Below are 12,588 nucleotides of genomic sequence, written 5' to 3'. Positions count from 1 at the left end.
TTACTTTTACCAATTAATTATAATGTTATGGCTTCAGGAACTTTAAATAAAGTAATGCTTATTGGTCACACTGGTGACGATGTTAAAATGACTTATTTTGATGGTGGCGGCTGTATTGGCCGATTTCCTTTAGCAACTAACGAAGAATATATTAACAAATCTACTAACGAAAAAGTAAGCAACACAGAATGGCATAACATTGTTGTGCGAAATAAAGCTGCAGAAATTTGTGAAAAGTATCTAAAAAAAGGAGATAAAGTTTATATAGAAGGGCGCATCAAAACCCGTAAGTGGCAAGATGATAAAGGTATGGATCGCTACACCACTGATGTACAATGTACTGAGTTTACCTTTTTAACTCCAAAAGATAGTGTAAACCCTACTGCTGCAACTACAAACCCTTCAGAGCCACAAAAAGCTCAGGCATCTAAGGCACAAAATCCGCCTATCGAAGAAGATAATGACGATTTACCATTTTAATTTAAATTTAGTTTCAAATTGGAACCTGAACCCTCGAGTTTATTTTTATTAATCAGCATCCCGACCACCGAAATTATTAAACTTATTATTTTGGTGATATTATTACTTTGTTCAGCCTTAATATCTGGTTCTGAAGTTGCCCTGTTTTCTCTTAAACCAACCGATTTTGATACTGACCACAATAATTTAACTCCAAAAGACCATATCTTAATTAGGCTACTTGATCGACCAAAAAAGTTGTTAGCCACAATTTTGATTGCTAATAACTTCATCAATATTGCTATTGTACTCATTTATAGCTCTGTAAGCGATTTCTTTTTTCAAGGCACGAATATTTACTGGTCAGGATTGAGCTTAAAATTAGTGATTGATATTGGTTTGGTAACCTTCTTGATTCTCCTTTTTGGTGAAATTTTACCCAAAGTCTATGCCAACAGAAATAGTGTTGAATTTGCTCAATTTATGGCCATTCCACTTGGCTTTTTAGACAAATTCTTTTCGCCATTAAGTTTACCCATGAGAGCAGTTACCATAAGCATACACAATAAGTTTGGTAAACAAAAATCTAACTTAAGTATAGACCAGCTATCACAAGCGCTTGAGTTAACGCACGAAGCTGAAACAACCATAGACGAAAAAAAAATATTAAAAGGTATTGTTTCTTTTGGCAACACAGATGTTAAACAAGTCATGAAACCTAGACTTGATATGTTTGCTCTAGAAACGACAACCAAATTTAATGAGGTATTAGTTCAAATTGTAGAAGAAGGTTACTCAAGGATACCTGTTTTCGAAGAAAACGTTGATAATATTATTGGCATTTTATATGTTAAAGATTTACTGCCTTATCGTGATCTCGACAATTTTGAATGGCAAAAGTTATTGCGAGAACCTTATTTTGTCCCTGAAAACAAAAAATTAGATGATTTATTGAACGATTTTAAATCACAAAAAAACCACTTAGCCATTGTTGTAGATGAATACGGTGGCACAAGCGGACTAATTTCTTTAGAAGATATTATTGAAGAAATTGTTGGGGATATTAGTGATGAATATGATGATGAAGATTTAATATTCTCTAAAATTGATGAACATACCTTTATATTTGAAGGTAAAACAGCCCTTAAAGATTTTTATAGGATATTTGAACTTGATGAAGAAGAACAAGAACAATTTGAAAATGATAAAGGTGAATCTGAAACTATAGCAGGTTTTGTTCTTGAAATTTCGAAAAGTCTTCCCATCAAAAATCAAGTCATTACCTACTTGAGTTATAAGTTCACTATTGAAGTAGTTGATAATAAACGAATTAAACAAATTAAAGTTAAAAAACATGTCTCAAATTCCTAAGCTATCATTCGCAATTATTTTAATATTTAGCTTATTGGGTTGTGAGTCTAAAGTTCAACCTAAGCAAAAAGCCTTTTTGGCTTTAGAATATCAATCGCCGAGTTATCAATTAATTAAATCTGATTGTCCGTTTCAATTTGAAATTAACCAAATCGCTAAACTAGAAGCACTTCAAAATTATGATCGTTGCTCTTTTAATATACGTTACCCAAAGCTTGGTGCAACCATTTTTCTTACTTACAAACCTATCAACAATAATCTAAAAGCACTTTTAACAGATGCTCAAAAACTACCACTAAAGCATACTATAAAAGCCGATGCCATTGAAGCTGATATTTATACTAATAACATTGCAAAAACTTATGGTAACTTTTATGAGGTTGAAGGTAATGCGGCTTCTCAAGCTCAATTTTATTTAACCGATAGTTTACAACACTTTGTTACAGGGTCAATTTACTTTAAAACAGCGCCGAATTACGATTCTATTTTGCCAGCTGCTTCCTATATAAAAAAGGACTTAAAGCACATTGTCGAAACTATGCGCTGGAAGTAATTAGGTTTATTATAAAATTTCAACTTGAAATTTTAACCCAAAATTATTATACAACTTCAATATTAAACGAGACTTTTGCGCAAAACATTAAATTGTGCCAAATCATTATTTAAAATGGGTGTATTTAATTGCACTATCATTACTTTGGGGAAGTTCATTTATCCTAATTAAAAAGGGGCTTGAAGGCTTAACGCCTATTCAGTTAGGTGCCGTGCGTGTATTAATTACTGGACTTTTTTTATCTGCAATTGGTTTTAAAAAGGCAAAACAGATTAAGCAAAAACAGTGGTTTTGGATTGCTATATCAGGATTTATTGGTACACTTTTTCCGAGTATATTATTTGCCTATGCCGAAACTGAAATAGATAGTGCTATAGCCTCAATTTTAAACTCAACTGTACCGCTATTAGCTTTAATAGTTGGGATTACATTTTTTGGAGCTATGTTTAATAAACAACAATTTTGGGGTGTTTTGGTAGGCCTTTTAGGTTCGGCTTTACTCATTTTTGCTGGAGCATCTTTAAATCCAGGTCAAAACTATTGGTATGCTCTATTACCAGTTATCGCTTCTTTAATGTATGCATTTAATGCTAATATTATTAAATCTTATTTACAAGATATTTCGGCTTTAGGTATCGCAACTGGCTCATTTATCGTTTTAATTCCTTTCGCATTTGGGCTTCTATTAGCTACTAATTTTTTTAATGCAGAAAATTTATCTAATGCTGTGGTACAAGAGTCACTTTATTATGTCTTAGTTTTAGCTTTATTAGGCACTGCTTTAGCAAAAATTATATTTAATCGATTAATACAGTTATCTAACCCTGTATTTTCTACATCAGTAACATATTTAATTCCTGTTGTGGCTTTATTTTGGGGCATTTTAGATGGTGAATCTTTTAATTTATACCAACTTGGTGCTGGTGGCATAATATTGCTTGGTGTTTACTTATCTAATCGGAAAAGAAAATTGAAAAAAACATAAAAAAAGCCGTTCCTAATGAAACGGCTTCTTTAATTGAATTTTACTATTCTTTATTATTCAAAGTCTTTATCTGAAACGCCTTCGTTAATTTTAACTTCACTCATATTAAAATCAAGTTTTCTAGGACCAAAACTCTGAGTTAAGACGTGTGGCATCATAACGCCGTTTACCTCTTTATAATCGTCGTACATTACAAGAGTTTCCATACTTCTACCCATTTGCTCTACAACGGTTTTAGTTTGAAGTTTTAAGCCAGTTTCAGTACTGTAATACTCAGTCATGTTATCAGATATTTTAATAGCATAAGCATCTTTGCCATTTACATTTTCAATACCTGTAAGTTCAGCATCTTCTGAAACACTTAGTTCAGGAATAGCACCACCTGTAGATTTAAAGCTTTCTATTTGTTCATCTGTCATTTCAATACGTTGTCCCTGTTGAACAATATAACCTGATTCACCATTAAAAACTTGAAGGCTTAATGGATTTCCATTCATTAAAATAGCAACGCTTTGCTTTCCTTCTTTGGTCATTTTTTGCTCTAAAGCAAGCGTCATACCTTGCATGCTAGCACTACCTTTCATGTAGATTGAGTTGACATCTTCAGCTTTCTCTCTGCCACCAATTGCATTGATGTAATCTTCATAAATTGTGGCAACTGTTACACCTTCTGGTAATGGTTTTTTGAATTCTGGCTTATCTATTTTATTCGCTTTCTTATCAAAATATAGAACCGGAAGTTTTTTGTCGTTAAATTTAATTTTTTCTAAATTTTCGGCAACGTCTACACCTTTACCAGCGATAACAACTCTTATTTTATCAAGTTTAAGGTATTTTTGAGCAACACGTTTAACATCTTCAACTGAAACAGCGTTTATTTTCTCAAGATAAGTTTCGTAAAAATCTTCAGGTAAGTCATTAGTCTCTATGTTTAAAGCATAGTTTGCAATGGTTGATGGTCTCTCGAGACGCATTACAAAGTTACCAGCAAATTTACTTTTAACATCTTCAAGTTTTTCAGCATCAACATCTTCCGTTCTAATACGCTTAATTTCTTTTAAAAATTCAACCACAGCGCTGTCTGTAACAGCGTTTCTAACACTTGCTGAGGCTGTAAATCGAGAAGCATAACGGCTTGCACCTATATTAGATCCTGCGCCATAAGTATAACCTTTGTCTTCACGAAGGTTCATATTCAAATAGCTTCCGAAACTACCTCCAAGAATTTGATTAGCTACTAAAACTGGGAAATAATCTGGATTATTCATTTGTAAATCTACCGTATTTTCGACAGTAATTTGACTCTGTACTGCATTTGGCATATCAACAAAATTAATTTGCGCATATTGAGCATTTTTAACAGCTGGCAAACTTACATTTGGTGGTGTTGCTTTTTTCCAGTCAGAAAAATACTCTTTTACAAGTTTCTTAGCTTCTTTTTTAGTGATATCACCAACAATTACCATATAAGCATTTTCTGGCACAAAGTAATTACGATAAGTATTTTGTACATCTTTAAGTGTAATTGCTTCAACTGTTTCAGGAGTAACAAATTGACCGTAAGGATGGTTTTTACCATAAGCTAATGCAGATGCAACTCGGCTTCCGATGGCTGCAACGCTTTTTTCGTCTGTTTTTAAACCTTCAATCAGTTTAGTTTTTTCAGCCTCAAATTCTTCTTGTGTAAATAAAGGATTAAGAGCTCCTTCAGCCATTAATTCTAAAATTCTAGGAAAGTACTTAGATAATGAACTAGCAAAAGCACTTTCTGAGCCAAAACTGACTCTCGCCCCTAGGAAATCAATTTCTTCGTTAAATTCATCTTTAGAGATATTTTCAGTTCCCGTACCTAGCAATGAAGAAACTAGACTTGATGTACCTGGTTTATCGGCTGTGTAAGGCTTATTATCTATTATTAAGCTTGCTGAAATTCTTGGTAATTTATGGTTTTCTACAACTAAAACTTCAAGCCCATTTTTAAGACTAAAGCGGTCTGGCTCGCCAATGTTAACTTTTGGTGCTGGACCAGGTTTTGGCATAGTTGATCTATCGATTTGAGCATTAACACTTGTTGCGAAAATGCACAATACAATTAAGGTTATAAGTTTAAATTTCATAGTGCTTATTTTTGTTCTTTTTCTGATTCTGGAAGATAGTCTAAGTCAAGTCTTTGGTTTTTATTTAGATACTTGTTGGCAACTTCTTTTATTTCTTCTCGAGTGATACTTCTATAAATGTCTATTTCTTCATTAATGAGATTAGCATTGCCATATAATACATGATATGTAGCTAATGAAGAAGCAATACCTTGAATACTTGAATTTGAATTTACAAATTGGTTTTCAAATTTATTTTGAAGTTTTTGATATTCGCGTTCAGAGATCAGTTCAGTTTTTAATTTATTTACTTCATCATCCATAATTTCAGCTAATTTCTCAAGTGGAGTATCGCCTAATGGAAGTGCACCCATAATGTAAGTTCCATAATCTTCCATAGGTCTTGGGAAAGCTAAAACTTGCAGTGCAACTTTTTCGTCATCGACCATACGCTTGTACATTCTTGAGCTTTTTCCATCGGTTAAGATTGAAGATATCATGCTCATTACATATGAATCTCTTTCACTCATACCAGGAATTCTGTATACGTGAGCTTTAATAGGGATCTGAATATTGCTATCGTATTCAGTAGCTTTAATGGTTTCAGTAATTGGTTCTTCAGTAATATCTACACGCTCAACTTCTGGTTTAGATTTTACTGGACCAAAGTAATCTTGAATCATTGCTTTAGTTTCGTCTATCTCTAAATTACCAGCAACAACTAAAGTTGCGTTGTTTGGGCCGTAATATTTATCAAAAAAAGCTTTAAACTCTTCTAATTCAGCGGCATCAAGATCTTGCATTGTACCGATAACAGAGTTTTTGTACGGATGCTTGTCAAACATATATTTATTAATACCTGTAGCATAAATAATTTTACCGTAAGGTGCATTATCAATTCGTGAACGTTTTTCTTCTTTTACCACTTCGTTTTGTGTATCTACACCAACTTGATTAATAACAGGGTGAAGCATACGTTCAGACTCCATCCATAAACCAAGCTCTAAAGCGTTTGATGGAAAAGTTTCGTAATAATAAGTTCTGTCTTGAGTCGTGTTTGCGTTATTACTGCCACCATTAGCAGCTACAATATTAAACCATTCGCCTCGCTCAATATTTTTTGTACCTTCAAATAAAAGATGTTCAAAAAAATGAGCAAAACCTGTACGTCCTGGTGCTTCATCTTTAGCCCCAACGTGGTACATTACACCAACTGTTACAACAGGAACAGAATTATCTTGATGAATAATCACATCTAAACCGTTGTCAAGTTGGTACTCTTCAAATTCTACTTGCTGAGCAAACATTGTTGCACTAGCACAAAGCAGAAACAATAAGTTAAGTTTTTTAATCATTTTAAGTTGTTTTAGTTTATATGTTAGTTTATCAATAAATCAAGTTGTTACAAATATGGCTATATTTTTTTCAAATTTTTAGATAAATTATGAATTTCTTATAGTTTTGGCACAATTAACATGATGTTAAAACACGCATTAATTAATTTATACTAATTTGAGGAAAAAATTAGATTATGACAAAATTTATACTTCCAATTAGATTTGGTGTTGCTTTAACAACATCGCTTATTGCTTATTTTTTAGTATTATCTTTATTCGGCTTACATACAAACCCTTTGTTTAGCTTGTTTAATGGCGTAATTACTGGTTTTGCTATTTTTGAAGCTATTAGGTTTAGAAGAATTGAATTGAAATCTAATTACAATTACAGTATTGGTTTTAGTGCAGGAATTGTAACTGGGTTTATAGGTAGCATTTTGTTTACCATTTTTATGACAATTTATGCTACTGAAGTTGAGCCTAACTTTATTAACCAACTGGCAACAAACTTTTCTAATAGTTATAATATTGGTCCTGGTATTTTTGCTTTTGTGGTTGCAATTATGGGCTTTGCCACTACGGTAGTGCTTACTTTATCATTCATGCAATTATTTAAAAATCCTATTCAAACTGAAGATTAAATGTTTGTATTTAAAAATTAAGCACTATATTTGCAGACATTTTTAAAATTAAACACATAACATTATGTATGCAATCGTAGAGATAGCAGGGCAGCAGTTTAAAGTTGCAAAAGACCAAAAAGTGTTTGTACATCGATTAAAAGAAGATGAAGGAGCTCAAGTTAGCTTTGATAAAGTTCTTTTATTTAATGATGGTACTAACACAACAATTGGCGCCCCAGCTATAGATGGTGCAAAAGTTGACGCTAAAGTCCTAAAGCACCTGAAAGGAGACAAGGTTATTGTCTTTAAAAAGAAAAGAAGAAAAGGTTACAAAAAGAAAAACGGTCATAGACAATACTTGACTGAAATTCAAATTGAAAACCTTACAGCTAGCGGAGCTAAAAAATCTTCTGCTACTGCTAAAAAAGCAGAACCAAGTAAAGAAGCCGCTAAAACTGAAAACAAAGAAACAAAAGACTTGAGTAAGCACACAGTTGCTGAGCTTAAAGAAATGGCTAAAGCTCAAGGTTTAGAAGGATATTCTTCATTGAAGAAAGCAGAATTAATTGAAGCTTTAAGTAAATAATTAAAAACTTTTAGACATGGCACATAAGAAAGGTGTAGGTAGTTCTAAGAACGGTAGAGAGTCAGAATCGAAACGTTTAGGCGTTAAAATATTTGGTGGTCAAGCAGCTATTGCTGGCAATATTATTGTTAGACAACGTGGTACTAAACATAAGCCTGGCGCTAATGTTTACGCTGGAAAAGACCATACATTACACGCTAAAGTAGATGGAATTGTTCAGTTTAAGAAAACAAAAGATGACAAGTCTTATGTTTCTGTTGAACCTATTAATGCATAATAATTGCATTTAATTGAATAAAAAAAACCTGTTGAATAATCAACAGGTTTTTTTTATTCTACAGTCAATAACTTTTTAGAACCACGCATCCCAAGGAATTCTAGATAAAACTAAAATCAATGCCAAGGCATAAAAAATAGCAATTGTTCTAAACTTTTTAGTAGATGACAGCTTCTTTTTATGCTTACTATAGCCTATTGTAATTAACACAATAGCTATTATCATTGTTAAAGGATGTTCTACTAAATATAGTCTTAGTGTTGAGTCTTTCATAACCGCTCCCATTCCTTGTTCTGAAAAGGCTACGAAATAAGGCTGCACAAAATAAAGCACTAAGCCAATGAGTAATTGCAAGTGCGAAACAATTAAAGTAAATAACGAGATTCTAAAATCTTTAGCTGCATAGCTTGATTTGTTTAAAGTCTTAATAATAGCATTAAATGTTGCTAGTGTTAAAACAAGTAAAACAAGATAAGCCCAATAAGAGTGAACAATTTGAAAAACTTCGTACATGTGTTTATTTTTTAATGATTATTCAAATAATGCTTTTAACTCTGTCGCATCTTTAGCTTTCATTTTACCTGCTAAAACAAGACTGAGTTGCTTACGCCTTAAGGCAGCATTGTAGCGTTCTTTTTCTAAATCTGTTTGTGGTGTAATTTCTGGAATTGGAACTGGATGCCCGACATCATCAACCGCCACAAAAGTATAAATAGCTTCGTTAGCTTTAGAGCGTCTTCCGCTTTCACGATCTTCTATCCAAACATCTATAACAATCTCCATAGAAGTCTTAAAAGCTCTTGAAACTTTTGCTTCTACAGTTACAACACTACCTAAAGGAACTGATTTATTAAATGCAACGTGGTTAACTGATGCAGTCACTACAATTCTTCTAGAATGACGTCTTGCAGCAATACTAGCAGCACGATCCATTCTTGCTAAAAGTTCACCACCGAACAAATTGTTTAATGGATTGGTTTCGCTAGGCAAAACTAAATCAGTTAATGTGGTTTTAGAATCTTCAGGATATTTATTCATTTCAGAATTTTTCACAAAGGTAAAACTTATACATTTAAGAATATCCTAAATGTTTTATTTTACCAACAACCAAGCCGCTTTATTTTCGGTAAGTCTTATTTCTTTTAAAAATTGCCTTGCTCTCTTTCGGTCACTAAAACTAGCATAAGCTACTTGGTGTAAATTATAAGCATTAAGACCAACATAACTTGCTTTGTAACCTTTCTGTATCAATTCTTCTAGACGCTTATCAGCATTTGCTTTATTTTTAAAAGCACCTGCAATGATGTTAAAAGGCTTAACTTCAATTGAAGCAGAAACTAAATTAGTTTCTTTTTCAATTACAATAGGCTCTAGCGATGTTTGAAGTGAAAATTGAGCAGTTTGAATTTTTTCTTCAATTATTTTTTGAGCCTTTTTCTCATTGGCTAAGGAGTTTTCTTTAGCAGTATTTTTAAGAAAAATATAACCTAAAACAGAAACAATCCCTATCATTAAAACAATGGCAGCTGCATATTTTGTATAATAAACAGGTTTTTGAGATGCTTCTTTTGAAATATCAATAATAGTTGAAGGCTCTTCAACTGTAACTTTATTTTCAGGAACCCCAATCGTTGAAGTTTTACAAGTTTGAAAACCATAAGCATCTAACAAAAAGTTTGCTGTTTCATCGGCAGTAAAGACAATAGCTTCATTTTGTTTAAAGCTACCTATACCTTTTAGTTTAACCGTTTCTCCTTGTTTTAAGCTTGATTTTAAATCTTCTATATATAATTTAACTTGGCGCTCAGCTTTTTGAAAACTAATATTAAGCGCTTTTGCTAAGCTATTAATTAATAAGCCATCATGGTTTTTGATTTGTGCGCTAAACTGGATTGTTTTTTTAGGTGGTGATAGTATGTGTGATTCGGTATTGATTTTAGCTGACTTTTGCTGCGTTAAAAAAGCACCAAAATCAGGCAAAATCACACAATCGTGATGATATAACAGCTCTATGATATGCTTAGTGATAAGTGACATTATTACAAAAATAATTTATTTTCAGTGCTAAAAAAATTTAAGAATAAAAAGATTTAAAATTTAAACTGAATTCCTGTAAACACCCCAAAGTAATATGGCTGTATATTGGTTGTACTTGATTTAAACGTATTAATTTGATACTTAAATGTGGGCTCAAAATTAAAAGACCACTGTTTAGATAAACCATAATTAATGCCTAAGCCTAAGTTTGTAGAAAAACTAGTTGTGTTTAAGTTATTAGCTTGACCTATTTCAGTTTGTGCCGTTGAAGTTTCAAAAACCAAGGCATTATTATTCAATATTAGGGTACTTGCACCTCCAATTACATTTACACCGATTTTTTTGTTAATAAGCTGATATTCTAATTCTAAAGGAATCTCAATGAAACCTAATTGCTGATTAATATTACCAAAGTTTTGCGCTGTTCTAAAATTTTCACCGCCATAATTAGCCATTTCAGTTGAAGATACTACAGCATAATACTGGTTGTTTGAGTTTAGATTAATGTTAGCATCACTAAAAGCAGGATTATCAAAGGTCATTGTAACATCATTAGTGACATAGCTTAAATTAACCTGGTTAACACCAGTTCTTAGTTTAAGCTTATCAGTTAATTTATAGGCTAAATTGACGCCGTAAGCCATGTTAACAGCATTACCTTCTGAAGAAAAATTAGCGCCTAAACTGCTTGTATTTGATACAGCACTAGAAAACACAGGCGCAACTTGAGGATTAAGTGACCAACGATTATCAAGTGTTTTAGCTTTTTTAGGTTTAACACTTGCCATGCTATAATTAAAGCTTGGAATTGTTACTTTAGAATTTATAGAACTATTAAAACTTAAAATTGATACAGGCTTTATTAAGGAACTTACCGAAGAAACTTTTATTTGTTCTTTAAATTGAGTTGTGTCTAAGCTTGTATTTGATTCAGGATTTTTTGTTGAAGGCTTTAATAATAAACTTAAATCTTGATAAATAATAGAGAAAGCTTGAGGTGAGATTGTGCTAATTTCAGTTGAAAAATTGACATTATAATCTATTTCAGAAACGCCTTGAGAATAAGTTATTAGGTTTTTATGTTGCGTGTTGTTATAATAAAAACCTAAAATAAACATAATAACCGCTATAGCAGCAACACCTGCATACTTGTAAAACCAAAATGGTATTAAACTTTTTTTAGTCTTAGAGTGAAGCCGCGCTTCAATATTATGCCAAGCTTGCTGAGGTGCTTCAGGTTGAAAATTATTTAAACCTTCTTGAAAAACACGATCTATATGTTTACCAAAATCACTCATTAAGCTTGCTTATTGGCTTTTTGTTGACGTAGAGTTTCAACTTTAGTTTTTAAAATAGCTCTAGCTCGGGAAAGGTTAGATTTTGAAGTACCGTCGCTAATTGATAAACATTCAGCAATTTCAGCATGAGAATAACCATCTAAAACATATAGATTAAACACTAATCGGTAGCGGTCAGGCAATTCTTGAATTAGAGCTAATAGTTCATTGAGTTCTAATTTTGGTAAGTCTTCTACAATATAATGATCGTCTTGAATTGCATTGGGAGCAATAAGCTCAAATACTTTTTGTTGCTTATACTTTTGTAGAGCTGTATTAACTACAATTCGTTTCATCCATCCTTCAAAAGAACCTTTGTGTTTAAATTGCTTTATTTTTTCAAAAATAGTAATAAAAGCATCTTGAAGGTTGTCTTGCGCTTGAGCATGATTAGATGAATACTTTAAGCAAATTCCAAAAAACTTATCAGCATACAATAAATAAAGCTGCTTTTGAGCTTCAATATTATTGTTTTGACATTGCTTGATAAGTTTTTTTAAAATCATTTGTTATGGCTCTAAAACGGTAACCTCATACTCAATAAAATCCTGATTGCCTGGCGTATTGTCGCTAAGAAATCTAAAGGTGATAGTTCCTGGTGTTGTCGCTTCATAGTCGTAAGTTCTAATATTGACATTATCAGAAGGTTCACAAGAAAAGTTATCATCAAAATTTAATATCACTCCTACAACAATTGTATTTTGATTTACAACTTCAGTCTCAAAACGATTAAATGAATGACAATCTGATATTTGGTCGACAGATAAATCAAACTGATATGAATTTCCCAAAACTAATTCATCTGGTAAGTTTGCAAAAGAAATTGTTCCAACTTCAGTTCCGCTTCTGTCATAAAAATCATCTGACTCACAACTTAAAAAGCTTAAAATAACTAATGTAATACCTATTATTTTTTTCATAACCTTT

15 protein-coding genes are annotated in these 12,588 nt (G+C 32.2%); 7 read left to right on the top strand and 8 right to left on the bottom strand.

Annotated elements, in window-relative coordinates:
• Positions 1 to 27: 27 nt before the first annotated feature.
• The 4 genes from IMZ30_RS05700 (at position 28) to IMZ30_RS05685 (ending at position 3,368) form a co-directional block, all read left to right on the top strand.
• On the top strand, positions 28 to 480 hold the full coding sequence (locus tag IMZ30_RS05700; RefSeq protein WP_207039585.1) for a single-stranded DNA-binding protein: 453 nt from the start codon (positions 28 to 30) through the stop codon (positions 478 to 480).
• An 18-nt stretch (positions 481 to 498) separates the two neighbouring features.
• A complete protein-coding gene (locus tag IMZ30_RS05695; protein ID WP_207039584.1) occupies positions 499 to 1,830 on the top strand; it encodes a gliding motility-associated protein GldE in 1,332 nt (443 codons plus the stop codon).
• Positions 1,814 to 2,383: a gliding motility lipoprotein GldD gene (gldD, locus tag IMZ30_RS05690; RefSeq protein WP_207039583.1), complete on the top strand. Its 570-nt coding sequence runs from the start codon at positions 1,814 to 1,816 to the stop codon at positions 2,381 to 2,383. Before IMZ30_RS05695 ends, gldD begins: the two co-directional genes overlap by 17 nt.
• 94 nt (positions 2,384 to 2,477) lie before the next feature.
• Positions 2,478 to 3,368 (top strand): DMT family transporter, encoded by an 891-nt coding sequence (locus IMZ30_RS05685; RefSeq protein WP_207039582.1) that lies wholly within the window; start codon positions 2,478 to 2,480, stop codon positions 3,366 to 3,368.
• Between the two features lie 53 nt (positions 3,369 to 3,421).
• Here the strand turns inward: IMZ30_RS05685 and IMZ30_RS05680 are convergent, their stop codons facing one another.
• Together IMZ30_RS05680 and IMZ30_RS05675 are read right to left on the bottom strand one after the other, a co-directional pair.
• Positions 3,422 to 5,485, bottom strand: coding sequence for a M16 family metallopeptidase (locus tag IMZ30_RS05680; RefSeq protein ID WP_207039581.1), 2,064 nt, complete (start codon positions 5,483 to 5,485; stop codon positions 3,422 to 3,424).
• Positions 5,486 to 5,490: 5 nt separating this feature from the next.
• Positions 5,491 to 6,819 carry a M16 family metallopeptidase gene (locus IMZ30_RS05675; protein ID WP_207039580.1) on the bottom strand — a complete coding sequence of 443 codons (1,329 nt, stop codon included), beginning with the start codon at positions 6,817 to 6,819 and terminating at the stop codon, positions 5,491 to 5,493.
• Positions 6,820 to 6,995: 176 nt separating this feature from the next.
• Here IMZ30_RS05675 and IMZ30_RS05670 point away from each other — a divergent pair, with 176 nt between their 5' ends.
• The 3 genes from IMZ30_RS05670 to rpmA all read left to right on the top strand — a co-directional run bounded on the left by IMZ30_RS05670 (position 6,996) and on the right by rpmA (position 8,287).
• Positions 6,996 to 7,442: a DUF4199 family protein gene (locus IMZ30_RS05670; protein WP_207039579.1), complete on the top strand. Its 447-nt coding sequence runs from the start codon at positions 6,996 to 6,998 to the stop codon at positions 7,440 to 7,442.
• 64 nt (positions 7,443 to 7,506) lie between these two features.
• Positions 7,507 to 8,010 carry a 50S ribosomal protein L21 gene (rplU, locus tag IMZ30_RS05665; RefSeq protein ID WP_207039578.1) on the top strand — a complete coding sequence of 168 codons (504 nt, stop codon included), beginning with the start codon at positions 7,507 to 7,509 and terminating at the stop codon, positions 8,008 to 8,010.
• Between the two features lie 16 nt (positions 8,011 to 8,026).
• Positions 8,027 to 8,287 (top strand): 50S ribosomal protein L27, encoded by a 261-nt coding sequence (rpmA, locus tag IMZ30_RS05660; RefSeq protein WP_207039577.1) that lies wholly within the window; start codon positions 8,027 to 8,029, stop codon positions 8,285 to 8,287.
• Between the two features lie 75 nt (positions 8,288 to 8,362).
• Here rpmA and IMZ30_RS05655 read toward each other — a convergent pair whose 3' ends face one another.
• From IMZ30_RS05655 to IMZ30_RS05630, 6 genes are read right to left on the bottom strand one after another with little or no spacing between them, the layout of a single operon-like run.
• Positions 8,363 to 8,800 carry a hypothetical protein gene (locus IMZ30_RS05655; protein ID WP_073192526.1) on the bottom strand — a complete coding sequence of 146 codons (438 nt, stop codon included), beginning with the start codon at positions 8,798 to 8,800 and terminating at the stop codon, positions 8,363 to 8,365.
• A gap of 18 nt (positions 8,801 to 8,818) precedes the next feature.
• Positions 8,819 to 9,325, bottom strand: a complete 507-nt coding sequence (locus tag IMZ30_RS05650; RefSeq protein WP_073192527.1) for an acyl-CoA thioesterase — start codon at positions 9,323 to 9,325, stop codon at positions 8,819 to 8,821.
• A gap of 54 nt (positions 9,326 to 9,379) precedes the next feature.
• A complete protein-coding gene (locus IMZ30_RS05645) occupies positions 9,380 to 10,324 on the bottom strand; it encodes an HU family DNA-binding protein (protein ID WP_207039576.1) in 945 nt (314 codons plus the stop codon).
• Between the two features lie 53 nt (positions 10,325 to 10,377).
• Positions 10,378 to 11,622 carry a hypothetical protein gene (locus tag IMZ30_RS05640; protein ID WP_207039575.1) on the bottom strand — a complete coding sequence of 415 codons (1,245 nt, stop codon included), beginning with the start codon at positions 11,620 to 11,622 and terminating at the stop codon, positions 10,378 to 10,380.
• Positions 11,622 to 12,167 (bottom strand): RNA polymerase sigma factor, encoded by a 546-nt coding sequence (locus IMZ30_RS05635; RefSeq protein WP_207039574.1) that lies wholly within the window; start codon positions 12,165 to 12,167, stop codon positions 11,622 to 11,624. The genes IMZ30_RS05640 and IMZ30_RS05635 overlap by 1 nt, the downstream gene beginning before the upstream one ends.
• A gap of 3 nt (positions 12,168 to 12,170) precedes the next feature.
• Complete coding sequence (locus IMZ30_RS05630; protein WP_207039573.1) at positions 12,171 to 12,581, bottom strand: hypothetical protein; 411 nt, start codon at positions 12,579 to 12,581, stop codon at positions 12,171 to 12,173.
• Positions 12,582 to 12,588 lie beyond the last annotated feature (7 nt).

This window comes from Psychroflexus sp. ALD_RP9 (assembly GCF_017311165.1).
Lineage (GTDB): Bacteria > Bacteroidota > Bacteroidia > Flavobacteriales > Flavobacteriaceae > Psychroflexus.
The sequence above is the reverse complement of the archived record's forward strand: the minus strand, read 5'-3'. Positions and strand labels throughout refer to the sequence as shown.